This window comes from Ferrimonas aestuarii, assembly GCF_005116665.1.
Classification (GTDB): domain Bacteria; phylum Pseudomonadota; class Gammaproteobacteria; order Enterobacterales; family Shewanellaceae; genus Ferrimonas; species Ferrimonas aestuarii.
Genome location: NZ_SWCJ01000030.1, coordinates 1 through 24,402 on the forward strand (window position 1 = coordinate 1; position 24,402 = coordinate 24,402).

Sequence of the window (24,402 nt, forward strand, 5' to 3'; positions counted from 1 at the left end):
CTAGTATCGCAAGGTGTGAGAGTTCAAGTCTCTCCTCCCGCACCATTTGATTGGGCTATCGCCAAGCGGTAAGGCAGCGGGTTTTGATCCCGCCATTCCCAGGTTCGAATCCTGGTAGCCCAGCCATTTAATTCAATATGGTAATAAGGCAGCGGATTTTGATACCGGCATCAGTGCCAGGTTCGAATCCTCGTAGCCCAGCCATATTAAAAAGAGCCACCTCACCAAGGTGGCTTTTTTGATCCCGGCATCAGTACCCAGATTCGCACACTCTGGCGGCCCAGCCATTTAATTCAATATGGTTCTAAGGCAGCAGATTTTGATCCCGGCATCAATGCCCAGGTCGCAAATCCTGGTAGCCCAGCCATATTAAAAAGAGCCACCTCACCAAGGTGGCTTTTTTGATCTGTAGCATTCAAGCCTAGCCCTCTCCATAAGAATCAGACATGAAAAAGGCCTGCACGACGGCAGGCCTTTAAAACAATCTTATACCAATCACACTAATGTTCTGTGCAGTTCAGAAGCCCTCACAAGTTCTGAATCAAGGCAGCGTTGCGAAGGAATGTAGGTACCTTTCGAACAACGCTAACGCAGAGTCAGGGCTTGTGAGAGCTTCCCGGAGGGCTGATTTAATCGGCCCTCATACTGCGTTAATAAACCTCACTTTAGAACCACTAGAGCTTCGATTTATTGCCTTGTCTGAGAACCGATTAACTTCAGCTGAATGAACAGATCATTAGTGCGATTGATATTTAATCTGACGCTGACGGAGCCGGTGAGGTCGCAATGGTATGCAGGTGCTGATAGCGCTCAAGCACCATGCTGAGCTGATACAACACAAATCCTCGACGTCGAGGCTGCTCCTGCTCAAGTTCAACGTACAGGGCCTGTCTGGCACTCTCTAGCGACTCCGGCCACTGAGGGCTGAGCAAAGTCATCTCCTGCTCTACCGCTTTAGCAGCGCCCCATACCGCCTCGTCAACCAATTGAGACTGGGCTTCTGTTAACACCACGCTGCGATGAACCACCGGCAGCAGTGCATTCAGATGAGATTGAATCTCCTTGTAAACCCGAATCAATTCCACACTGTCTTTATGCTGGCTGTAGTTGGGCTCTTGACGCATCTGCTCATAGCTTGAGGTAAGCGCCACTCCCTGCTCGTAAGTAAAGCGCCGTGCTCGAGCTAACTCCAGCTTAGGCACCTCATTGCCATAGAACGAATCCAGTATCAGCTTTAAGTATCCATTTAAGCTGCTGACCGCCTGTTGACGCAGTTGAGCCTGTCGCCCACCTTGCCACTGTGGCCACAGGTATCGATACCCCAACAGCACCACGACGCAGCCGATAACGGTTTCAAAAAAACGTAGCGGAATCACGTCTAGTCCTAAGCCGCCGATGTACTCAAACACCATAATGAGAATCATGGTCCCCAAAATACAGGCGTAACCATGATGCACAGGAATGAGAGACAAGGTTGGTGGCAACAGGAGTAGCGCCAAAACTAACGCCAGATTTTGCTCCACCCCTAACATCAGAAGCAGTGCCGCCAGAGCCAAACCAATAAAGGTGCCCCAGATTCTCTGCCACGCCCGCTGACGGGTATCAACAATGCCGCCTCGCACCACCATTAGCACACTGAACAGTGCCCAATAGGCTTTATCCAGCTCCAGTACTAGCATCAGCCCCATGGTAAAAGAGACCAGTACGCCTTGGCGCACCGCGCCACGAAAAATGGGGGAGGACCATTTAAAGTGCATCTTCCACTGCGACCACCACTGAGGCTCAGGCTCAGATAGGCTCATCTCACGCTGGTACAGAGGGGCGGCTCGAGAAGCCAATCGCGAAATACGCTGTGCATTGGCAATGAAGTAAGGAACAATCTGTTTAAATTGGCTCCGCTCTAGTGATTGCAGTGCCGCCTCCAGCCGCCCTACTCCAAGATCAAGTTCATGGGTGGAACGAATCGGAGTTAAGGTTATAAGCTCGTCGGCAATCTGCGCTAACCGCCGGCTGGTGAGCTTCACCCACTCTTTATAAGCCGGGAGCACCATCGGCTCAGCAAACAGCTTTCGGCTGAGTTCAGGGTTGGGAATCGCCTGCAAACGCTCCTGAAGATCCACCACCGCCATAAACGCCAGATTGAGCTCATTGCTGAGGCTGCCTCGCGCCTTGGCCACCTCAACATAACGGCGAACAAGCCATAGTTGCTCCCCGAGCACCAGATCAAACTCACGACCGAGCTCAGGATTTTCAATCCAGCGCATGCGACTGGCAAGAATACTGCCTAAACGGCGGTAGCAATTGGCCAACGCCAATCGCAAAGGGTAATCCCCTTGCAGACGAAACCACCAACCGGAATAGATGGAGATCCACAAGCTGGACAACACCACGGCGAAGGCAAACTGCCAAGCTTCAACCACGCCAACGCCCACTTGAGACATCGCCGCCATCACCAAAATGGCTAAAGATGAGCGGCCCCATAGCTCTCCCCAAGCCGCCAAAGACCCAAATAGAACCGCCGCAATAAAGAACGCTGGCACCAAGGACCACGCCTGCCACTCATGGAGCAAACCAAATCCCAGCGCCGTCAGGCCTAACAAAGTCACCGTCACTAACAGCCTACGGGGGCCTCGCTCGCTAGGGAGGTCGATTCCAGAAACAAACACCGATGGTGTGGCCAGTAATGCCAACAGTCCCAGCATAAACTGGTTGGCCAGATAGCTACCCGCAAGCCACAGCACCATTGCCGAGCTCACGCGCATTGCCAAATTGACGTGACCGTTAAACCACGTCCGCTTTATCCAGGCCGTCACCTTACAAACCCATGGCGTATTTCATCACCTGAGTCTTGATTGGCCCACTGCGCTGAGCCAACGCCAGCCCAGTGTTTCTGAGCAGCTTCAGTGGAAAATGATCGTTACTGAACATCAAGTAAAAGGCGTCCATCGCCGACTGCATGGCTAGGTTATCTGGGTGACGACGACGCTGATACGCCTTGAGTACCGATGCACTGGCAATGGGCTGTCCTTTTTCCACAGCATCAGAAACCACTTTCGACAGTGTGGCAACGTCTTTAAAACCCAAATTCACCCCCTGGCCAGCCAGTGGATTGATGGTATGGGCGGCATCTCCGAGTAACACCATGCGACCGGCGAAGTAGGCTTTGGCGTGCTGACGAGTCAACGGGAAGCTTGCCGATTGTTCGATATCAAACTCACCTAACCGCTCTGGGAAGGCTGCTTGAATTGCCTGTTTAAGCTGGGCCGTTGGCAGACGTTTAAGCTGAGCAATCTTCTCTGGGGCGTCATACCACACCAGTGAAGCGTGCTGACCAGACAACGGCAGCAATGCTCTAGGCCCACTGGGGTGGAACTCCTGCCAAGTACCCTCTTGCTGCTCAGCTTCAGTGCTGATGTTGATGGCAAAGCAGTGCTGACGATACTGCCAGCCTGACACACCAATGCCCGCCGCCTGACGAACCGCTGAGCGTGCACCATCACAGCCCAGTAAGAGTTGCCCTTGATACTCCTCACCGCCCCACAGAGCATAAGCACCCTGCTCATCCTGCCAGTAACGGCTTGGCGCTTGCCCAAGCTTTAAGGTGATATTGGGGTGAGTCTCCATCGCCTGCCACAACGACAACTGCAAGATGCGGTTTTCTACGATGTGGCCAAGGTGTGTCATATCCAGTTCGTGGGCATCGAAGCCAACTTGCGAGCCTTGCCACTCCCAAGTTTCCAACGTGCGATAGGGGGCACTGCGCATGGTTGCCACCCCTTGCCAGCCACCGAGTTGAGTCAGAAGCTGTTCAGATGCCTGACTGATGGCGCTGACTCGCAGATCCATAGGCTGCTCAGCAGAGAATGGTTGAGGCGCTTGTGGCTCAAACACCACCACGGTTAATCCCAGCTTTGCCATTGCCAGTGCACTGGCTGCTCCTACCATGCCGCCACCGGCAATCAGAATATCCACTTGATGCATTGCACACTCCCAAAATCAATTGCCACCAATATTATCATGTCCAAATCTTAGGGGGTGTAACTGGGTGTGAATAGTTGGCCATTTGCACACGACTGCTTACATCCTGCCACTGGCAGTTGCCCCAGCCTGACTACACTCAGCTTAGTGTTGACTCAATAACAAGGGGTAGAACATGAAAACACTGACCTTCGCACTCACAACCATCACCTTAGGATTCGGCGCCACCGCCGAGACACAAGTGGACTACCAGTACCGTGTCGTCGCAGGTCCACTGCCTATTGTTCATGAAGCCATGGTGCAGATTCGCGCCGAGATCGAACAAGATATTTTGGCTCAAGCTAAAATGGGCATTATGGATGTGGCATCGCTCAATTTATTAGCAACCACTGAACAAAAAGAACAGCTTAGGGAATCAGCAGGCAACAGTGGCGCCCGACTCCCCACAGCTAAAGCCCAGCCTGAATAAGCTTTCAACTGTGCAGCAACTAGCCAGAGAGCCTTTTGCAGTTTAGAATAGCCCGCTATTTTTTCTTTAGGTAATACGAGCGGCACAGTTTGATGAGCAAAAAACTGCACATTAAAACCTGGGGTTGTCAGATGAACGAGTATGACTCCGACAAGATGGCGGATCTGCTGGAAGCATTTGGCAATTATTCCCTGACCGAAGACGCGGCCGAAGCCGACGTACTTCTTCTGAACACCTGTTCCATCCGCGAAAAAGCACAGGAGAAGGTGTTCCATCAGCTAGGGCGCTGGCGTCCACTGAAAGAAGCTAAGCCTGAGCTGGTTATCGGTGTTGGCGGCTGTGTTGCCTCACAAGAGGGTGACGCCATTCGTGAGCGTGCGCCGTTTGTGGACATCGTATTTGGCCCACAAACTCTGCACCGTCTGCCTGAGATGATCAAACGCATCCAAACCGGTGAGCGCGGCGTGGTGGACGTCTCTTTCCCAGAGATCGAAAAGTTCGATCGCCTGCCCGAGCCGAAAGCCGAAGGGGCCACCGCCTTTGTGTCCATCATGGAAGGCTGTAACAAGTACTGCAGTTTCTGCGTAGTGCCTTACACCCGTGGTGAAGAGGTAAGCCGCCCTCTGGATGACATCCTGTACGAGATCGCCCAGTTGGCAGACCAAGGGGTTCGTGAAATCAACCTGCTTGGCCAGAACGTAAACGCCTATCGCGGTGAACAGCACGACGGTGAGATCTGTAGCTTTGCTGATCTGCTGCGCTATGTGGCGGCCATCGACGGCATCGACCGTCTGCGTTACACCACCAGTCATCCGGTTGAGTTTACCCAAGACATCATCGATGCCTACGCCGACGTTCCTGAGTTGGTCGACTTCCTGCACCTGCCGGTGCAAAGCGGCTCCGATCGTATTTTGACTCACATGAAACGTAACCACACGGCGCTGGAGTTCAAATCGATCATCCGTCGCCTGCGTAAAGTGCGTCCTGAGATCCACGTCAGCTCTGACTTCATTGTCGGCTTCCCTAATGAGTCTGACGACGACTTCGCTCAGACCATGAAGCTTATCGAAGAGATCAACTTCGACCAAAGTTTCTCCTTCATCTACAGCCCACGCCCAGGTACGCCTGCAGCGGACCTGCCAGATGACGTCACCGAAGAGACCAAAAAGCAGCGCCTGTACATCCTGCAGGAGCGCATCAACCAGCAAGCAATGCAGTACAGCCGCCGCATGATGGGCAGCGTCCAGCGCATTCTGGTTGAAGGCACCTCGAAGAAGAACGTGATGGAACTTCGCGGCAAGACCGAGAACAACCGTACCGTAAACTTCGAAGGTAACCCTGAGATGATCGGCAGCTTCGTGGACGTAGAGATCACTGAGGTTATGCCTAACTCATTACGTGGTATAGTGATTCGTACAGAGGATCAAATGGATCTGCGCCGTGAGCTGCGCCCATCTGATATTCTGGCCAAGCGCCCAGCCCATCAACCTGACGAGCTCGGCGTAACCACTTTCCAGCCGTAACCGGAGCTCGGCTTGAGTAATAAATTAGTCACACACGATGTGTACCTGGAGCCGGCTGACAGCAGCCGGCTTGCCGCCCTCTGCGGTCCTTTCGACGACAACCTCAAACAGATTGAACGCCGACTGGGTGTAGAGATCAGCTACCACAACAACCAGTTCCAAGTCGTTGGCCAACTGCAGTTCGTCCATGGCACCCTGAACATCCTCAAAGATCTCTATGTGGAAACCGCCCCAATAAAAGGGCAGCTTCCAGATCTTGAGCCAGATCAGGTGCATCTGGCTATCCAGGAGTTTATCTCCTTGGAAGCACAAGAGGACGACAGCGCCATGGGCAAGGAGGTCTACTTCAAGACCAAGCGCGGCGTGTTAAAGCCTCGCAACCCTAACCAGGCTCAGTACATCCGTAACATTATTACCAACGACATCACCTTTGGTGTTGGCCCTGCCGGTACCGGTAAAACCTACTTGGCCGTTGCCGCCGCCGTTGATGCCCTTGAGCGTCAAGAGGTTCGCCGTATCCTGCTAACCCGCCCTGCGGTGGAAGCGGGCGAGAAACTCGGCTTTCTACCGGGCGATCTGTCGCAAAAGGTTGACCCTTATCTGCGCCCGCTATACGACGCCCTGTTTGAAATGCTGGGCTTCGAACGCGTGGAGCGTCTGATTGAGCGCAACGTCATTGAAGTGGCACCTTTGGCCTACATGCGTGGCCGAACCCTCAACGACGCCTTTGTGATTCTGGATGAAAGTCAGAACACCACTGCGGAGCAGATGAAGATGTTCCTGACCCGTATCGGCTTTAACAGCCGGGCGGTGATCACTGGCGACATCACCCAGGTGGACTTGCCTCGCAACGTGAAATCGGGCCTACGCCATGCCATTGAGGTACTGCGCGATGTCGAGTCAGTGAACTTTAACTTCTTCCAAAGTGGCGACGTGGTTCGTCACCCTGTGGTAGCTCGCATTGTCGATGCTTATGAAAAGCACGACCAAGTGGAGCACAAACGCCGCATTGAGCGTGAAAAAGCCCGCAAACTGGAGGCAGATAATGGAACTGATGCTTGATCTGCAGGTCGCAGTAGAGAATCCAGACCTTCCTAGCCTAGGCCAATTTGAAGCCTGGGCTCAGGCAGCTCTGGCCAACGAACGTGACATTGCGGAGCTCAGCATCCGCATTGTCGACAACGAAGAGAGCCAAAGTCTAAACCGCGACTATCGGGGTAAAGACAAACCAACCAATGTGCTATCGTTTCCTTTTGAAGCACCACCTATGGTGCCAACCGACCTCATCGGCGATCTGGTAATCAGTGCTGAAGTTGTTGAAAAAGAAGCGAAAGAACAACAAAAATCCGCTAGCGACCACTGGGCTCACATGGTTGTGCACGGTTGCCTACATCTGGTAGGTTATGATCACATTGAGGATGAAGAAGCGGAGCAGATGGAAGCGCTAGAGCGCCAAATTCTGGCGGGACTTGGCATCGCCGATCCCTACCGTGAACTGTAGTCCTCCTCAATATCCATACTACATACTGGGAATATATGAACGAAGAAAACCCTCCGTCGAGTCAAGGCTCTGCTAACAAGAGCTTGCTTGAACGAATTATGCAGCTGTTTGGCGGCGAGCCAAAGAACCGCAAAGATCTGGTTGATGTGATTCAGGATGCTGAAGACCGCGATCTGATCGATGAAGACACCAAGGACATGATTAAAGGCGTGTTGGAGGTGTCCGACTTACGGGTTAGGGATGTGATGGTCCCCCGTTCCCAAATCATTGCCATCGAAAAAAACCAGCCTGTCGATGCTTTCCTGACCACCATCATTGAATCGGGTCACTCCCGCTTCCCGGTGGTGGACAAAGACAAAGACCACATCGAAGGTATTCTGCTGGCCAAGGATCTACTGACCTTTGGCTTTAGCGACAGCAACGAACCTGTATTGCTAGAGCACATCATCCGCCCAGCGGTGGTGGTACCTGAAAGCAAACGTGTCGACGTGCTGCTCAAAGAATTCCGCCAGAAGCGCTACCACATGGCCATTGTGGTCGATGAGTACGGCGGCGTATCCGGCTTGGTCACCATTGAGGACATCCTCGAAGAGATCGTGGGTGACATCGGCGACGAGTACGACACCGATGAAGACGACTCTCAAAACATCCGCAAAGTGGGCAAACAGATCTGGTCTGTGGCCGCGCTAACGCCGGTGGAAGAGTTCAATGAACACTTCGAAAGCCAGTTTTCCGATGAAGAGTTCGACACCATTGGCGGCATCGTCAGTCACGCCTTTAACCACTTGCCGGTTCGTGGCGAAAAAGTGGAATTAGCTGGTTTTGAATTCAAAGTGGTAAACGCTGACACCCGCCGCTTGCTGCAGCTTCAAGTTCGCTCTGTAGACAAGCAAGTTCAGGACGAGTCTGCGGCTAAATGAAACTTACCGCACCAATCACGGCGCTGCTCTCTGGCGCCGTTATTCCCTTTGCCTTTGCCCCCTACAACCACGCATGGCTGGTGATCCCAGCGTTGATGCTATTGCTATGGCAAACTCAGGGGCTCAGCAGTAAACGAGCCGCCCTTTGTGGTGGCCTCTTTGGCTTTGGCCTGTTCGCCCACGGCATCGCCTGGGTGCACGTTAGCATCGATAGCTTTGGCGGACTGCCCATTGTGGTGTCGCTATTGTTGATGGCGCTACTGGCCGCCTATCTTGCCCTCTACCCCGCCTTGGTACTTGGCCTGCTTAACCGCTGGTGGCCAAACGTCTCCCTAGGTAGAAGCCTTGCCTTTGCACCTCTATGGCTTGCGGGTGAATGGCTGCGAGGCAAACTCTTTACCGGTTTCCCTTGGCTGTGGCTGGGCTACAGTCAGGTTGATGGCATATTGGCTCCCCTGGCCAGCTCTCTGGGCGCACTGGGAATTGGCCTTGTACTTGCCTGGATTGCCTCTGCACTGCTCGCAGCCCTGCAGCGTCAGCCGCTACAGCTACTTGTGCCAGCCATCGCTGCCGCCGCCCTGTTTACCCTACCGATGCTCGATACCACCGAGCGCAGTGGCGACACCACCAGTGTGGCGCTGGTGCAGGGCAACATCGAACAGAGCCTAAAATGGCAACCCGACCAGCTGTGGCCAACCCTGCTTAAGTATCAGGATCTGTCTCGCCCCTATATGGATGCAGATATTGTTATCTGGCCCGAGGCTGCGGTTCCAGCACCTGAATATCTGGTGCAAGAGTTTCTCAACAGTTTCGATAAAGCCGCCAGCTTTCGAGAGACCCATGTGATCACCGGCATCATCAGTGCCAATGATCTCACTCGGGATTTCTTCAACTCACTGGTGGTGCTCGGTGATGATCAGTCCCCGCACCGTTTCCAGCCTACGGATGCCAACCGCTACCATAAACAGCACCTGCTGCCCATTGGCGAGTTTGTGCCCTTCGAGAGCCTATTGCGTCCACTTGCCCCGCTGTTTAATCTGCCGATGTCCTCCTTCAGCCGCGGCGACTATGTGCAGCCTAATTTGCTGGCTGGCGACCAGCATTTGGCACCCGCCATCTGCTATGAAATCGCCTTCCCCGAGCAGTTGAGAGCGAACGTCAATGCCGATACCGACCTGCTACTTACGGTCTCCAATGATGCTTGGTTTGGTCACTCAGTTGGGCCACTGCAACACATGCAGATTGCTCAGATGCGCGCCATGGAACTGGGTAAACCGCTGCTGCGAGTTACCAATAACGGCGTTACCGCCATTGTGGATGAGCACGGCCGCATGCAGGCACAACTGCCGCAGTTTGAAGAGGGTGTATTGGCTGGGGATGTTGCTCTGACCACAGGGCAAACCCTGTTTGCTCGCTTTGGCCAGAGCATCGCTTACGCCATCTCAGTGCTGCTGTTGGCAGCAGCAGTGTGGTTTAGGGATCGAAAGGGCGTCGTGAAAATAGCTGATGATCGCACTTAGGGCAGGCCGGTATGGTATCTGGGTGGTTAAAGGTCATGGTGTGGCCGCACTTATCACACACCAATACCCCAAGCCCAACCACTTCGCCGGTCTCATAAGTGCCGTGATGCTTTAAATCCTGCCCAAGCTCATGCCACTCTAGCTGACTGCGATCGGTGATCTCCACCAACCACTGCCACAAGCTGTTCTCAAGCCCTAACGTAAACAGACTGTCTGGTTGCTCAGCATCAACTGCGCCATGTTGAGCAAAGGTGTCCAAATCTCGGCGTAAGAACTGTTCCACCAAGGCAAGCTCGCCTTCAGGCAGTTCCTTTTTGAGCTCAATATATTGGCGACTCTCTTTAAGCACCTCACTGAGTCGACCCAAAGTTAAGTCAGGATCCTCTAAATAGCGGCGTTCCATCTCCCTTAACAGGTACTCATATCGTTCAATCAACCGTTTTTGGTTTTCCATAATCATCTCCAGTTGCCCTTATGTTCATCATTGACCCTTTCTTGACCACTGGCAACCAAAATCCAAAGAAAGCTTGTTTGTACGCAAATCCCATCAAAAACCGTTGCATGCTTGACCAAAACCACCACGGTTGCGATTGGTATTAATCCTAGCCTGAGTTATTCTATGGGGATCCTTGTGGGTCTTATTTGGCCCTAAATTTAAAATCAGTCGTGGATCCTGTCGTGTCGATGCAAGAGCAATACAATCCAAGTGAAATCGAACCTAAAGTGCAACGTCACTGGGTCGAGAACCAAACCTTTACCGCTGTAGAACAACCTGGCAAAGAGAAGTTCTACTGCCTATCCATGTTCCCATACCCGAGCGGTCGTCTACACATGGGTCACGTACGTAACTACACCATCGGTGACGTGATCTCTCGTTACCAGCGCATGCTGGGCAAAAACGTAATGCAGCCATTCGGTTGGGACGCCTTCGGTCTGCCTGCCGAAAACGCCGCGGTTAAGAACAAGGCGGCTCCGGCTCCTTGGACCTACGAAAACATCGACTACATGAAGCAGCAGCTGAACGTGCTGGGCTTCGGCTTCGACTGGAGCCGCGAACTGGCCACCTGTAAACCAGATTACTATCGCTGGGAACAGTGGTTCTTCACCGAGTTGTACAAGAAAGGCTTGGTTTACAAGAAGACCAGCTCAGTAAACTGGTGTGACAATGACCAAACCGTTCTGGCGAATGAGCAGGTTATCGATGGTTGCTGCTGGCGCTGTGACACGCCGGTTATCCAGAAAGAGATCCCACAGTGGTTCATTAAAACCACCGACTACGCCGATCAGCTACTGAGCGATCTGGAAGGTCTGGACGGTTGGCCTGAGATGGTGAAAACCATGCAGCGCAACTGGATTGGCCGCTCCGAAGGCATTGAGATGAGCTTCGACGTTGACGGCTCTGACGACAAGATTGAGATCTACACCACCCGTCCAGATACCGTAATGGGCGTGACCTACGTGGGCATCGCCGCCGGTCACCCTCTGGCGACCAAAGCCGCGGAAAACAACGCCGAACTGGCTAAGTTCATCGACGAGTGCAAAAACACCAAGGTTGCCGAAGCTGAGCTGGCCACCATGGAGAAAAAGGGCATGGCCACTGGCCTGTACGCCATTCACCCTCTGAATGGCAACAAGGTTCCTGTATTCGTTGCCAACTTCGTACTGATGGACTTCGGTACCGGTGCAGTAATGGCGGTTCCTGCTCACGACCAACGTGACTACGAGTTCGCCCAGAAGTACGGCCTGGAACTGAAACCTGTGATCCAGCCGCTGGAAGGCGAGCTAGACATCAGCGAGCAAGCCTACACCGAAAAAGGCACCCTGATTAACTCCGGTGAGTTTGATGGTCTGGACTTCGAAGGCGCTCTGAATGCCATCGCCGCCAAGTTGGAAACCATGGGCCGCGGTCACAAGACCGTGAACTTCCGCCTGCGCGACTGGGGCGTATCCCGTCAGCGTTACTGGGGCGCCCCAATCCCAATGGCGACGCTGGAAAATGGCGAATCGGTTCCAGTAGACGCGTCTGATCTGCCAGTAGTGCTGCCAGAAGATGTGGTGATGGACGGCGTAACCAGCCCAATCAAGGCCGACAAAGCGTGGCAGCAAACCACAGTAAACGGCCAACCTGCTACCCGTGAAACCGACACCTTCGACACCTTCATGGAGTCCTCTTGGTACTACGCTCGCTACACCAGCGTTGGCACCGACGACGCCATGCTGGATCCAAGCAAAGCCAACTACTGGCTGCCAGTGGATCAGTACATCGGTGGTATCGAGCACGCTACCATGCACCTGCTGTACTTCCGCTTCTTCCACAAGCTGCTGCGTGATGCCGGCTTGGTAGACAGCGATGAGCCAGCCAAGCGCCTGCTGTGTCAGGGTATGGTTCTGGCTGACGCCTTCTACTACACCGGTGACAACGGCCAGCGCGTTTGGGTTTCCCCAACCGAAGCCGTACTGGAAAAGGACGAAAAAGGTCGCATCGTTAAGGCGACCGACAAAGAGGGTCGTGAACTGGTTCACTCCGGCATGACCAAGATGTCTAAGTCTAAGAACAACGGCATCGACCCGCAGGAGATGGTAGACAAATACGGCGCCGACACCGTACGTCTGTTTATGATGTTTGCTGCGCCACCAGAGATGACTCTGGAATGGCAAGAGTCTGGCGTAGAGGGGGCTAACCGCTTCCTGCGTCGCCTGTGGAAGCTGGCCTTCGAACACATTGAATTGGGTGACGTTCCAGCGCTAGATACCGCCGCACTGAACAACGACCAGAAAGCCCTGCGCCGTGCCCTGCACCAGACCATCGCTAAAGTGGGCGACGATCTGGGCCGCCGCCAGACCTTCAACACCGCCGTTGCCGCCGTGATGGAGCTGATGAACAAGCTAACCAAAGCCCCTAAAGAGCAAGGTCAAGACCGCGCCCTGATGCAGGAAGCCTTGATTGCTGTAGTTAAAATGCTGGCACCTATCACCCCGCACATCAGCTTCCACCTGTGGAGTGCTCTGGGCCAAGATGGCGACATCGACACTCAAACCTTCCCAGAAGCGGACAAAGACGCTCTGGTTGAAGATGAGAAGCTGATCGTTGTGCAGGTTAACGGTAAGGTACGAGCTCGCATCACCGTGGCTGCTGACGCGGCACAAGAGCAAGTTCAGGAGCTGGCTCTGGGTGATGAAAACGTTAGCAAATTCACGGACGGCAAGACCCTACGTAAAGTGATTTACGTACCGGGTAAGCTGCTAAACATCGTAGCAAACTAAGGAGATAAGGGTGCTCAGAACCGCTCTGACCGCCCTACTGTCGCTGGCCATTTTGGCCAGCGCCGGTTGTGGCTTTCATCTTAAAAGTGATTACCTGATCCCAACCGAGCTGCAAAGTCTGCGCTTGGAGAGTTCAGACAAGTACGGCGAACTGCACCGATTGGTGCAAGAGCGCCTGCGCCTGTCTGACATCGAAGAGGTAACCACCGCCACTGCACCACGCCTCTGGCTGGGTAACGACAACCTGGAACGCTCAACTTTGTCCCTGTTTCCATCGGGCCAAGTTGCCGAGTATGAACTGATCTATTCGGTTCGCTTTAGCGTCACCATTGCCGATAACGCCCCGCAAAACTTTGACGTGGAGATCCGTCGTGACTACCTCGACGATCCTCGTACCGCACTGGCAAAGAACCGCGAACTGGAGCTGCTCTTAAAAGAGATGCGCGTTCAGGCAGCGGATCAAATTCTGCGTACCCTCTCCAGCATCCAAACTCAGTAAGGCTGAATTGATGCGAATTTTCGTCAGCCAGCTGGGCCAGCATTTGGCTCAGCTGCCTGCCATTATCATGGTATTTGGCGATGACGTTTGGCTGCGAGAGCAATCTCGCAGCGACATTCGTCAGGCCGCCTTTCAGCAAGGCTTCGAAGAACGCCTTTCTTTAGTCCAAGAATCCCCATTCAACTGGAATGATCTGGCGCAAGAGTGTCAGTCAATGTCACTGTTTGCTCCCAAGCGCATCATCGAACTGGAACTGCCTAACAGCAAACCTGGTGCCGATGGCTCTGCGGTACTGGCTGAGTTAGCACAGCACCTTCAGGACACCATTTTGGTGCTCCACGGTCCCAAGCTAGAAAGCAGCCAAACCAACAGCAAATGGTTTAAAGCGCTGGATAAAAACGGCCTCTATGTGCAAGCCATCACCCCTGAAGGTCAGCATTATCAGCGTTGGCTGTCCGGCCGAGCACGCCACCACGGTGTGAACCTGCAAGCCGACGGCCAACAGATGCTGTCACAGATGTTTGAAGGCAACCTTTTGGCAGCTGATCAAGCCTTGGCTCAGCTGGCCTTACTGGCCGGTAATCGCAGCGTTGGCGGCGATGCGCTGGAAAAGCTGTTAGAGAATCAATCCCGTTATACCGCCTTTCAGCTAACCGATGCGCTACTTTCTGGCGATACCGATAAAGCGCTAACCATTTTAAATCAGCTCAAGCTGGAAGAAGTGGCACCGGTATTGATCAACTGGTCGCTAACCAAGGAGCTGCAAACGCTGCTGCAACTGGCCAGCGCGCCTCAACTCAATGACGCTTTTAAACAAGCTCGGATCTGGCCAAAGCGCCAACCCTTGTACAAAGGTGCACTGAATCGATTAACGCCGGCACATCTGGCTAAACTGCTCGGCTATTGCGGTCAATTAGAGCTCAAGATTAAGGGTGAACATGATGAACCCTGGAGCGAATTGGCGGAGCTTTGCCTACGCTTTAATCCCCGCTATCAAGGCTTTACCCTAAGCTAGCCATGAAGCGGCAATGCATCGGCCTACTCGGCGGCACCTTCAACCCTATCCACAATGGCCACCTGCAAATGGCCAATGAAGTGTGCCAACAGCTCAATCTCGATCACGTCAGACTGATCCCAAATCGACTGCCGCCCCACAAAAGTGAAGTGGAGGTGTCTGGCATCCAACGGCTACAGATGGCTCGCATTGCCACCAAAGCCTTGCCGCATTTGGTGGTGGACGATTGTGAACTAAACCGGCATCAACCCTCTTACACCGTTGATACCTTGGCAGAATTTCGGGACTCTCATCCTAACGCGTCCATCAACTTCATCATCGGCATGGACTCGCTGATGAGCTTCGAGCGCTGGCATCAGCATCGGCGCATCTTAGCCTTGGCCAATCTCGTGGTGTGCCAACGCCAAGGTCTCGCTCTGCCGACTTCACTACCGCAGCACCTGCTCGACCGTCTGACAGAAGATAAATCGCAAATATGCCATAGAGCCAATGGCGCCATTTTGGTCACTCAGATCACCCCCATGGCAGTCTCCTCCACTGAGGTACGTCAACGTCTACTCAATAAGGAAGAGGTCAGCGACTGCATTCCTGCAGCGGTAATGGATTTTATTCGCAGCAATCGCCTATATGGTCTTGGAGAGGCTCCTACCGGCAAGGTATAATATGGGGTTTTGTAAAATCGCCAACCTTGGAGCCCATAGTGACCCCAGTAGAATTGAAAGACTTCGTTGTAGAGAAAGCGGAAGAGTTAAAGTGCCGCGATCTCGTGGTACTGGACATCAGTGACAAATCCACCGTTGCCGACTTTATGGTTGTGTGCAGCGGCACCTCAAAAACCCACGTTCGCGCCATCGCTGAAAACGTTGCCCTGGAAGCCAAACGCGCCGACGAAGCGCCTCTAGGCGTAGAAGGTCAAGAGTCCGGCGAGTGGGTATTGGTGGATCTGGGTGACGTCATTCTGCACGCCATGCAGGAACAAACCCGTGATTTTTATCAGCTTGAGAAACTTTGGTCCGCTCACCCGGGTCAATAATCACTGATGAAGATAAAACTGATTGCGGTGGGCACCAAGATGCCCGACTGGGTACAAAAAGGCTTTAGCGAATATCAGCGCCGTTTCCCTCGAGATATGCCTTTGGAGCTTATCGAAGTCACGGCGGGTAAACGCGGCAAGAATGCAGACATCAGTCGCATCCTCGAGAAAGAGGGTGAGGCGATGCTGGCGCACTGCCAGGGCTGTCGAATTGTGACCTTAGACATTCCCGGTAAGCCTTGGGATACACCGCAATTAGCACAGCAGCTAGAGCGCTGGCAGATGGATGGCCGAGACGTGGCCATTCTCATCGGCGGCCCTGAAGGGTTGGCCCCAGCCTGCAAGCAAGCTGCGGAGCAAAGCTGGTCCCTGTCCAACTTAACCTTGCCACATCCTATGGTTCGGGTAATGATGGCAGAAAGCCTGTATCGAGGCTGGAGCATAAACAACAACCACCCGTACCATCGAGAGTAATGCGTTCATATCTGCGTACCAAAATCCGCGACGACGCCGCTGAAGCGGCGCTGTTCCAACGCCGTGCTATAGCATGCTTCGTTGGTGTTGTGGTTCTAATTGGCATCTTGCTAAGCAACCTGTACGTGGTGCAGGTGATGGATCACAGTGAATATCAGACTCGCTCCAACGACAACCGCATCCGCTTAGTTCCCGTGGCGCCAAACCGCGGCCTTATCTATGACCGCCACGGCACCTTACTTGCCGAAAATCAACCGGTTTACTCCCTTGAGGTCGTAGCAGAGCGTACTGACGATCTTGAACAAAGCCTGCTGGACTTGGCGCAGATGTTCGATATTTCTGAGCAAGCCCAGCAAGAATTTCTAAAACGGGTCAAAGCCCAGCGCCGTTTTAAGCCGACGACCTTGCTCAGCAAGTTAACCGAAGCTCAGGTGGCCCAGTTCAGTGTCAACCACCACCGCTTCCCCGGCTTTCAGATCACCGCTGGCCTGAAGCGTCACTATCCTTACCACAAGACCCTGACCCACGCCCTCGGGTACGTAGCGCGGATCAACAGTAACGATGTGCTAGACCTCGAGATGGAAGGCAAGAGCGCCATGTACGCCGCCACCAAAGACATCGGCAAACTGGGCATCGAGCGTTTCTACGAGGCGCAGCTGCACGGTCAGCCCGGCATGCAGGAAGTAGAAGTGAACAGCCGTGGCCGCCGGGTACGAGTCTTGAACAGCACCCCTCCTCAGGCAGGACAAGATCTGCGCCTGACTCTGGATCTGTCTCTACAACAAAAAGCCGAAGAGCTGCTTCAGGGCCGCCGCGGTGCGCTTGTAGCGATGGATCCCAGAGATGGCGGCATCCTCGCGATGGTCTCCAACCCCAGTTACGATCCCAATTTGTTTGTCCATGGCATCAGCAGCAAGGATTACAGCCGGTTGCTAAATGATCGCTCTCGCCCGCTGATCAACCGAGCCACTCAAGGGCAATATGCACCGGCATCCACGGTCAAGCCGATGTTGGCGGTGGTCGGTTTAGAGAAAGGAAAGATCACCGAAAAGAGCCGCATCTGGGATCCCGGTTGGTGGCAGATCCCGGGCGTAGAACGCAAGTACCGTAACTGGAAACGTTGGGGCCACGGCTGGGTGGACGTCTATGACGCCATCGTCAAGTCCAACGATACCTACTTCTACGATCTGGCGTACAACATGGGCATCGACACCATCAGCGAATACATGCTGCAGTTCGGCTTTGGCCAGTATTCTGGTGTTGATCTTAAAGAGGAATCCGCTGGCATCATGCCATCGCGAGACTGGAAACAAGTTCGCTATAAAGAGCCTTGGTACATCGGCGATACCATCTCCGTAGGCATTGGCCAAGGCTATTGGACAACCACTCCACTGCAGCTTACCGAAGCCCTGCTGGTGATGATCAACCGTGGCCGCCATTTCAGCCCACATCTGGTTCAAGCCATTGGCGATGATGGTCAGCTTGCTGCCGTCGAACCCTCTGAAAGGCCGCCTTTGGTTCTAAAAAACGATAAGGCCTGGGACATTGTTCACGAAGCGATGATCCAAACCGCTAAAAAACGCTTTGCCGATGCCAGCTACACCGCCGCGGTAAAAACCGGTACCGCACAGGTATTTGGCTTGGCTGAGGATGCGAAATATGAGCAAGATAAAGTGGCTGAGCACCTACGTGATAACGCCTTAATCGTCGGCTATGCCCCCGCGGAAGCGCCTACCATCGCCATAACCGTAGTCCTTGAGAACGCCGGTTGGGGTGGGGCAAATGCGGGCCCTATCGCCCGCGCCCTGCTGGATCACTATCTCGATCCGAAACCTGAGACTGAGGTAGCCAATGCAAACTAAAACTCAACGAGTTAGTAAAGGACCCAATATCTGGAAGCGATTGCACATCGATCTGCCGTTGCTTCTCGGGCTGCTGACCCTAATGGGCTTCGGCCTAATGGTGCTCTATGCCGCCAGTGGCGAGAGCGCCTTTATGCTAGAGAAGCAGTTGGTGCGTATCGGCTTATCACTGACGGTGATGTTTGCCATTGCTCAGATTAATCCAGAGGTATTCAAACGTTGGGCGCTGCCAATTTTCCTTGTCGGTATCGCCTTACTGGTGGCGGTGGATCTCTTCGGTGAAGTCAATAAAGGCGCTCGGCGCTGGCTTAATCTTGGTTTTATGGAATTTCAGCCCTCAGAACTGATGAAGCTGGCATTTCCTATTACCATGGCCTGGTACATCAGTCGCTATCCGTTGCCCCCCAAAAAACGCTATCTGGCCGGCGGCGCGGCCATCTTGCTTGTGCCAACACTGCTGATCGCTTCCCAGCCGGATCTGGGCACCTCCATTTTGGTGGCCGCCTCCGGTGTATTCGTGCTGTTTCTCTCCGGCATGAGCTGGGCCTTGGTCGGCGGCTGCGTAGTAAGCGTATTGGCTTTCCTGCCAGTGTTGTGGTTCTACTTAATGAAGGACTACCAACGCACACGGGTTTTGACTTTACTTGACCCAGAAAAAGACCCATTGGGCGCGGGCTACCACATTATTCAGTCTAAGATTGCCATCGGCTCCGGTGGCATTGGTGGCAAAGGCTGGCTTGGCGGTACCCAATCACAACTTCAGTTTCTGCCTGAACGCCACACCGATTTCATCTTCGCAGTGCTCGGTGAAGAGTTTGGCCTAATTGGCGCCATATTCTTACTCGCAATCTATCTGTTTATTGTTGGTCGCGGTTTGGTCATCGCCTCCCGAGCTCAAACGCCATTTGCTCGCTTACTCGGCGGCAGCATCGTTTTGACCTTCTTTGTTTACGTGTTCGTTAATATCGGCATGGTCTCTGGCATCCTGCCAGTGGTCGGCGTGCCACTACCTTTGGTCTCTTACGGCGGCACATCGATGCTGACGCTAATGGCAGGCTTTGGTATGTTGATGGGCATCCAGACTCACAGACGCTTCAATAGCAGATAACAATAAGGCGCCGCGATGATCTCCCTACTCGCTTCAACCTCATTAAGCTTAACCTTGGCAGCCCAGGCCGTCACTCAAGAAAGCTTTACTCAAGAGTGGACACAAAAAGGCCTAAGCCCAGAGTACATTGAGCTGGCTCTATCCAAAGCAAACCACAACCCTAAGGTGATCGAAGCGATCACCACGCCGTGGGAAGCTAAACCTTGGTACCAATACAAACAGCTGTTCCTCACCGAAGAGCGGGTCCAGGATGGCGTCGCGTTCTGGAAAAAACATCAGCAAACCTTAGCGCGGGCCGAGAAAGAGTATGGCGTTGAAGCACAGATGATCGTTGCCATCATCGGCATCGAAACTCGCTACGGCCAGTTCACCGGCACTTATCCCGTTTTAGATGCGCTGTATACCTTAGGCTTTAGCTACCCCAAACGCGCCAAATTTTTTGCCTCTGAGCTCGGCCATTACCTGATGCTGGCTCAAGAAGAGGGCTGGGAACTCACTGACGTCAAAGGCTCTTACGCTGGAGCCATGGGCTGGGGCCAGTTCATCTCCTCCAGCTACCGAGCCTATGCGGTAGATTTCGATGGCGACGGCAAACGGAATCTGCTGAACAACCCGGTTGATGCCATCGGCAGCGTGGCCAACTACTTTAAGAACGCCAAATGGCAGCACGGTTTAACCCCTGCCTACCCGCTGGTTCAGTCTCCAGAGGTTACCGCAGCTCTAAAGTGGAATGGCAAACCAATAACAGCGACAGTTGCCCAACTAAAACAAGCTGGCGTTGCCGCCATTGGCGATGACACCATGAGCAGTGCCATTTTGACCCTGGATTCGTCAGAGTCAGAAAAGCAGGGCTTCCAGGTAACCAATAACTTCTACAGCATTACCCGATACAACCGCAGCCCACTTTACGCCATGGCGGCCTTTGAATTCTCACAATTACTCAATGATGCGTTTAAACCTTAAACTGATTTTGGTTGTCACCCTACTTCTGAACGGCTGCAGCAGCGGTCGCTACAGCATGCGTGATGATAAAGCTCCAGAAAATGCTCCTAATCTGGACACCCTAGAGCAGCCAATTCCCCGTTTCGAAGCACCATCGAAACAGGGCAATCGAGACTATCGCGTTCGTGGTATCGATTATCGAGTCATGGCCTCCGCCGCAGGATACAAGCAGCAAGGTGTCGCGTCTTGGTATGGGGCTAAATTCCACGGCCACCTGACCTCCAATGGCGAAACCTACGACATGTATGGCTTTAGCGCAGCCCACAAAGGGCTGCCGCTACCTACGTACGTTAAAGTGACCAATTTGGCGAATCAAAAATCGGTGATCGTTCGCGTCAACGATCGCGGCCCATTTCACAATGAACGGCTGATTGATCTCTCTTATGCTGCCGCCTATCAACTGGATATGCTCAAAACCGGTACCGCCCACGTTGAAGTGGAGGCGATCGCCACCACACCAGATTGGCACCCTCACCTACCCAAGGTCAACGGCAACGATAAAAACCACTATATCCAAGTCACCGCACTTTCGAATCAAGATAAAGTTCAAGAGCTTGCCACGAGACTCGAGCGTGAACATGGAGCCTCAAGCCGCATCATAGAGAGTGGCAGTTTATTTAAGTTACAACTTGGACCTTTACCAAACCCGGTGAAAGCGCAAGAATTACTGCATCAGCTTCAGCGAGGTGGCTTCCAACAAGCGTTCAGCGTTTTCGAAGCGACTAATCAAAATTGAAACTTTTCCCATCACTCTGATGTCAAGTGATATACTCCAGTTTTGGCGTATGGACAGTTTTTTAGCCGCATCCACTCAGATCTCCAGTAGAAATATTATGAATAAGATGAAATACAGTCTAAGCGCTCTGTCAGCGCTCTTTTTTGCAAGTTCTGCTATGGCAGTACCGAGCGTGGTGCCAAACCCTCCATCAGTGAATGCAACCTCCTATGTACTGATGGACTACACCACCGGTCAGATCCTAGCTGAGGAAAACGCTTACGATCGTCGCGCACCTGCAAGCTTAACCAAAATGATGACCTCCTACGTGTTGGGTCAAGAGTTGGCTCAAGGTAACGTAAGCTTGGATGACCAAGTCACCATCAGTAAAAACGCCTGGTCCAAAAACTTCCCTGACTCCTCCAAGATGTTCATCGAAGTGGGCAAACAGGTGAAACTGGAAGACTTAAACCGCGGCATGGTAATCCAGTCCGGTAATGACGCCTGTGTGGCCATCGCCGAGCACGTTGCTGGCACCGAATCGGCCTACACCGATCTCATGAATGCCTGGGCTGGCCAGTTAAAGATGATGGATACCCATTTCGTCAACGCCCACGGTTTGGATTCTGACGAACACTACACCACGGCCTACGATATGGCGCTACTGGGGCAAGCCCTGATTCGCGATGTACCAGAAGAGTACGCTCTGTACGCGGAGAAGGAGTTCACCTTCAACAAAATTCGACAGCACAACCGCAACGGCCTGCTGTGGGATCGCAGCCTAGGCGTAGACGGCATTAAAACCGGTCACACCTCCAATGCTGGCTACAGCTTGGTTTCTTCTGCTAAGCGAGATGACATGCGCTTAGTCGCTGTGGTTATGGGAACCAAAAGTGCCCAGTCTCGCGAAGCGGAAAGCAAGAAACTGCTGAACTATGGCTTCCGTTTCTTTGAAACGGTCACCCCATACAAAGCCGGTGAAGAGTTTGTTAGCCACAAAATTTGGTATGGCAGCCAACCAGAAATCAGCCTAGGCGTGCAGCAAGATACCCCTGTCACCGTTTACCGAGGTCAGGCGGAGAAGCTCAAAGCCAACTTTGAGCTAACCGAAGAGCTTCAAGCGCCACTGAGCAAAGGCCAAGTAGTTGGCAAAGTCTTCTTTGAACTGGACGGTAAAGACATTGCTGAATATGAGCTAGTAGCCCTGCAAGATGTGGAAGAAGGCTCTTGGTTTAGCAAGCTGGTAGACTACTTTAAACTGCTGTTTATGAGCTGGTTTAACTGAGCACTCGCCTTTTAATACAGACAGAGGTCCGCTTATGCGGGCCTTTTCAGTTTCTAAGCTCAACAAATAATGACACCAGACCATCCTTGAAATTTGTTACACTCACCCCCATTAAACAGCCTCTGTTCGAGTCCAGTTGGAGCAACCAATGAATACCAAATTTGATGAACTGTTAGAGTTCCCGTGTCGTTTCCCATTCAAGATCATTGGTCACGCCGATGAGCAGCTTCCGGATCGTGTTGTTGCCGTGATTCAAGCTCATGCTCCTGGTGATTACCAGCCAAGCGTGCGTCCAAGCAGCAAGGGAAATTACCACTCGGTCACCGTCAATATCACTGCGACCAGTAAAGAGCAATTGGAGTCTCTTTACACTGAACTTGGTGCAATCGAAGGTGTTGTTCGAGTTCTGTAGTGTGATCTACCTAGCATTTCCACAATGTAAAGGTATAATGCGACCAATCCCCCATTAAGAGGCGAGAACGGATTGGTCGCAAAAACTCTGGTAGTACGTCGCTTGGGTCTTCAGCCCTATGAGCCAGTTTGGCATGCGATGCAAGCATTCACAGATAACCGCAATGACGACAGCCCAGACGAACTGTGGCTATTAGAGCATCAGCCGGTATTCACCCAAGGCCAAGCAGGCAAAGCGGAGCACCTACTTAACACTGGGGATATCCCCGTGGTTCAAGTGGATCGTGGAGGCCAAGTTACATTCCATGGCCCAGGTCAGCTTGTCGCTTATCCGCTTCTTAATATCCGTCGCCTCGGTATTGGCGTTCGAGATCTCGTGACTCACATTGAGCAGTGTCTCATTGAGCTACTTGCCCCATACGAGATCAAAGCCTATGCCAAAGCCGATGCACCAGGGGTGTACGTCAATGAACGCAAGGTCGCTTCTTTAGGCCTACGAATTCGTAAAGGCTGCTCATTCCACGGGTTGGCACTTAACGTCAATATGGACACCAGCCCATTCCTGCGCATCAACCCATGTGGCTATGCTGGCATGGAGATGGTGCAGTCCTCGGATATCGGTGGCCCACAGCGAGTCGAGCAAGCCGCTGAAGAGCTAACCAACATATTTTATAAGAAGCTGGGCTACACCCAGATTACAGTGCTAGAGGGACTTCCAGCATGAATGAAAGACCAGAACGCCTAGTTGCTGGCGTCAAGTTACGTGACGCAGAAAAAGTCGCTCGCATCCCAGTAAAAGTGGTACCCAGCGAACGGGAAACCATGCTGCGTAAACCCGACTGGCTACGAGTAAAATTACCCTCCTCCAGTGAGCGCATCGATGAAGTGAAAAGCGCCATGCGTAAGCACGGCCTGCACTCCGTCTGTGAAGAAGCATCCTGCCCGAACTTAGCGGAATGCTTCAACCACGGTACCGCCACCTTTATGATTTTGGGTGCCATCTGTACTCGTCGCTGCCCATTTTGCGACGTGGCCCATGGCCGCCCTCTGAAGCCAGATCCGGAAGAGCCACAAAAGCTGGCAAAGACCATCCGCGACATGAAGCTGAAATACGTGGTGATTACGTCTGTGGATCGCGATGACCTTCGCGATGGCGGAGCTCAGCACTTTGCCGATTGCATTCGTGAAATTCGCGCACTGTCACCAAACATCAAAATTGAAATTTTGGTTCCAGATTTCCGAGGTCGAATTGATGCCGCGCTCGATATTCTTGCGACGGAGCCGCCAGATGTGTTCAACCACAATCTAGAAACCGCGCCACGCTTGTATCGTAAAGCTCGACCTGGAGCCAACTATCAGTGGTCTTTGGACCTACTGAAGAAGTTCAAAGCCCGTCATCCTGACGTCCCGACTAAATCGGGAATCATGGTGGGGTTAGGCGAGACCAATGACGAAATTAAAGAGGTTCTCAGGGATCTTCGAGCCCATGACGTTGAGATGTTGACCCTAGGTCAGTACCTACAACCAAGCCGTCATCACCTTGCGGTAGAGCGCTACGTGCCGCCGGCGGAGTTCGACGAGTTAAGAGACTATTCTATTGAGATTGGCTTTACGCAATCCGCTTGTGGGCCATTAGTGCGTTCCAGTTACCACGCTGATCTGCAAGCTCAAGGTAAAAAGGTTCAATAATCTTTGAATGTGTCGTCCTGAAATGCGTTGACACTTTTCAGTTAGAGCCAGTTGCATCAGCAACTGGCTTTTCCATGCACCTCGTTTGGGGTTTTCATTCCCAGGCTAAGGTGCGGTCTCAAGTTGTTATAGGT

Annotated in this window: 23 protein-coding genes and 1 tRNA gene; 21 read left to right on the forward strand and 3 right to left on the reverse strand. The window is 53.0% G+C overall.

All coding sequences use genetic code 11. From position 1 onward, the window contains the following. Positions 1-51 precede the first annotated feature (51 nt). Positions 52-126, forward strand: a tRNA-Gln gene (locus tag FCL42_RS21210). Positions 127-752: 626 nt separating this feature from the next. On the opposite strand, the gene FCL42_RS21215 is transcribed toward FCL42_RS21210, so the two are convergent. Then, positions 753-2,756 carry an FUSC family protein gene (locus FCL42_RS21215; RefSeq protein WP_169308479.1) on the reverse strand — a complete coding sequence of 668 codons (2,004 nt, stop codon included), beginning with the start codon at positions 2,754-2,756 and terminating at the stop codon, positions 753-755. 58 nt (positions 2,757-2,814) lie between these two features. Beyond that, positions 2,815-3,981 carry an FAD-dependent monooxygenase gene (locus tag FCL42_RS21220; protein WP_136865423.1) on the reverse strand — a complete coding sequence of 389 codons (1,167 nt, stop codon included), beginning with the start codon at positions 3,979-3,981 and terminating at the stop codon, positions 2,815-2,817. Between the two features lie 172 nt (positions 3,982-4,153). On the opposite strand from FCL42_RS21220, the gene FCL42_RS21225 reads away from it, so the two are divergent. The 6 genes from FCL42_RS21225 to lnt all read left to right on the forward strand — a co-directional run bounded on the left by FCL42_RS21225 (position 4,154) and on the right by lnt (position 9,911). After that, positions 4,154-4,447, forward strand: a complete 294-nt coding sequence (locus FCL42_RS21225) for a hypothetical protein (protein ID WP_136865424.1) — start codon at positions 4,154-4,156, stop codon at positions 4,445-4,447. A gap of 92 nt (positions 4,448-4,539) precedes the next feature. Continuing rightward, complete coding sequence (gene miaB / locus FCL42_RS21230; RefSeq protein WP_136865425.1) at positions 4,540-5,970, forward strand: tRNA (N6-isopentenyl adenosine(37)-C2)-methylthiotransferase MiaB; 1,431 nt, start codon at positions 4,540-4,542, stop codon at positions 5,968-5,970. A gap of 12 nt (positions 5,971-5,982) precedes the next feature. After that, entirely contained in the window at positions 5,983-7,032 is a 1,050-nt protein-coding gene (locus FCL42_RS21235; RefSeq protein ID WP_136865426.1) for a PhoH family protein, read from the forward strand. Continuing rightward, positions 7,016-7,471: an rRNA maturation RNase YbeY gene (ybeY, locus tag FCL42_RS21240; RefSeq protein ID WP_169308480.1), complete on the forward strand. Its 456-nt coding sequence runs from the start codon at positions 7,016-7,018 to the stop codon at positions 7,469-7,471. Before FCL42_RS21235 ends, ybeY begins: the two co-directional genes overlap by 17 nt. 35 nt (positions 7,472-7,506) lie before the next feature. After that, positions 7,507-8,391 carry a CNNM family magnesium/cobalt transport protein CorC gene (gene corC / locus FCL42_RS21245; protein WP_136865427.1) on the forward strand — a complete coding sequence of 295 codons (885 nt, stop codon included), beginning with the start codon at positions 7,507-7,509 and terminating at the stop codon, positions 8,389-8,391. Continuing rightward, a complete protein-coding gene (lnt, locus tag FCL42_RS21250; protein WP_136865428.1) occupies positions 8,388-9,911 on the forward strand; it encodes an apolipoprotein N-acyltransferase in 1,524 nt (507 codons plus the stop codon). The genes corC and lnt overlap by 4 nt, the downstream gene beginning before the upstream one ends. Here the strand turns inward: lnt and FCL42_RS21255 are convergent. Then, entirely contained in the window at positions 9,865-10,365 is a 501-nt protein-coding gene (locus FCL42_RS21255) for a zinc ribbon-containing protein (RefSeq protein ID WP_169308481.1), read from the reverse strand. The two genes, lnt and FCL42_RS21255, sit on opposite strands and share 47 nt — an antisense overlap. Before the next feature lie 230 nt (positions 10,366-10,595). Here FCL42_RS21255 and leuS point away from each other — a divergent pair, with 230 nt between their 5' ends. The 14 genes from leuS to lipA all read left to right on the forward strand — a co-directional run bounded on the left by leuS (position 10,596) and on the right by lipA (position 24,268). After that, complete coding sequence (gene leuS / locus FCL42_RS21260) at positions 10,596-13,175, forward strand: leucine--tRNA ligase (protein WP_136865444.1); 2,580 nt, start codon at positions 10,596-10,598, stop codon at positions 13,173-13,175. 10 nt (positions 13,176-13,185) lie between these two features. Then, positions 13,186-13,674 (forward strand): LPS-assembly lipoprotein LptE, encoded by a 489-nt coding sequence (locus FCL42_RS21265; RefSeq protein WP_229359926.1) that lies wholly within the window; start codon positions 13,186-13,188, stop codon positions 13,672-13,674. Positions 13,675-13,684: 10 nt separating this feature from the next. Further along, positions 13,685-14,689 carry a DNA polymerase III subunit delta gene (gene holA, locus FCL42_RS21270; protein ID WP_136865431.1) on the forward strand — a complete coding sequence of 335 codons (1,005 nt, stop codon included), beginning with the start codon at positions 13,685-13,687 and terminating at the stop codon, positions 14,687-14,689. A gap of 2 nt (positions 14,690-14,691) precedes the next feature. After that, a complete protein-coding gene (gene nadD, locus FCL42_RS21275; RefSeq protein WP_136865432.1) occupies positions 14,692-15,351 on the forward strand; it encodes a nicotinate-nucleotide adenylyltransferase in 660 nt (219 codons plus the stop codon). Positions 15,352-15,389: 38 nt separating this feature from the next. Next, complete coding sequence (gene rsfS / locus FCL42_RS21280; protein WP_136865433.1) at positions 15,390-15,722, forward strand: ribosome silencing factor; 333 nt, start codon at positions 15,390-15,392, stop codon at positions 15,720-15,722. A gap of 6 nt (positions 15,723-15,728) precedes the next feature. Continuing rightward, positions 15,729-16,196, forward strand: coding sequence for a 23S rRNA (pseudouridine(1915)-N(3))-methyltransferase RlmH (gene rlmH, locus FCL42_RS21285; RefSeq protein ID WP_136865434.1), 468 nt, complete (start codon positions 15,729-15,731; stop codon positions 16,194-16,196). Next, entirely contained in the window at positions 16,196-18,058 is a 1,863-nt protein-coding gene (gene mrdA / locus FCL42_RS21290) for a penicillin-binding protein 2 (protein WP_136865435.1), read from the forward strand. The genes rlmH and mrdA overlap by 1 nt, the downstream gene beginning before the upstream one ends. Beyond that, a complete protein-coding gene (gene rodA / locus FCL42_RS21295) occupies positions 18,048-19,166 on the forward strand; it encodes a rod shape-determining protein RodA (RefSeq protein WP_136865436.1) in 1,119 nt (372 codons plus the stop codon). The genes mrdA and rodA overlap by 11 nt, the downstream gene beginning before the upstream one ends. A gap of 15 nt (positions 19,167-19,181) precedes the next feature. Then, the gene (mltB, locus tag FCL42_RS21300) at positions 19,182-20,129 is read left to right on the forward strand and encodes a lytic murein transglycosylase B (RefSeq protein ID WP_136865437.1); all 948 of its coding nucleotides are present in this window, start codon (positions 19,182-19,184) and stop codon (positions 20,127-20,129) included. Then, the gene (locus tag FCL42_RS21305; RefSeq protein ID WP_136865438.1) at positions 20,110-20,904 is read left to right on the forward strand and encodes a septal ring lytic transglycosylase RlpA family protein; all 795 of its coding nucleotides are present in this window, start codon (positions 20,110-20,112) and stop codon (positions 20,902-20,904) included. The genes mltB and FCL42_RS21305 overlap by 20 nt, the downstream gene beginning before the upstream one ends. A gap of 106 nt (positions 20,905-21,010) precedes the next feature. Next, positions 21,011-22,168 (forward strand): D-alanyl-D-alanine carboxypeptidase family protein, encoded by a 1,158-nt coding sequence (locus FCL42_RS21310; RefSeq protein WP_229359927.1) that lies wholly within the window; start codon positions 21,011-21,013, stop codon positions 22,166-22,168. Positions 22,169-22,316: 148 nt separating this feature from the next. After that, entirely contained in the window at positions 22,317-22,580 is a 264-nt protein-coding gene (gene ybeD / locus FCL42_RS21315) for a DUF493 family protein YbeD (RefSeq protein WP_136865440.1), read from the forward strand. A 72-nt stretch (positions 22,581-22,652) separates the two neighbouring features. Beyond that, positions 22,653-23,303: a lipoyl(octanoyl) transferase LipB gene (gene lipB / locus FCL42_RS21320; protein WP_136865441.1), complete on the forward strand. Its 651-nt coding sequence runs from the start codon at positions 22,653-22,655 to the stop codon at positions 23,301-23,303. Further along, the gene (lipA, locus tag FCL42_RS21325; protein WP_136865442.1) at positions 23,300-24,268 is read left to right on the forward strand and encodes a lipoyl synthase; all 969 of its coding nucleotides are present in this window, start codon (positions 23,300-23,302) and stop codon (positions 24,266-24,268) included. The genes lipB and lipA overlap by 4 nt, the downstream gene beginning before the upstream one ends. The last annotated feature ends 134 nt before the right edge of the window (positions 24,269-24,402 follow it).